The sequence below is a fragment of the Italian clover phyllody phytoplasma str. MA1 genome (assembly GCF_000300695.1).
Taxonomy (GTDB): Bacteria; Bacillota_I; Bacilli_A; order Acholeplasmatales; family Acholeplasmataceae; genus Phytoplasma.
On sequence record NZ_AKIM01000148.1, the window covers coordinates 1 to 285 of the forward strand.

1 pseudogene is annotated in these 285 nt (G+C 27.7%); it reads right to left on the reverse strand.

Annotation, left to right across the window (positions count from 1 at the left end):
- Positions 1-285 (reverse strand): annotated as a pseudogene (locus tag RI01_RS03035) (AAA family ATPase); the annotation flags it as partial.

A 285-nucleotide genomic window follows, 5' to 3' on the forward strand; every position in this document is an offset into this window, starting at 1 on the left:
TTATTAGTTAATTCGGTTTGAAGAGTTTTAATTTTGGTAATAGTTTCAGTTAAAGTTTTGACATTTTCATCAATTTGGGTTTTTAAGGTTTGATCTTGTTGTTGGATTTCTTGGATTTTAGCTTGTTCTAATTTGATTTGGTTATCGATCTCTTGTTGTTGTGTTGATGGAGGTTGATTAGTTAATGATGGGTTTTTAATTGGTGGGCGAGAATTAATAAAGCCAAAAATTAATAAAATCAACAAACCTAAACTCAATAATCCAATCAAACTCAAATAAATTTTT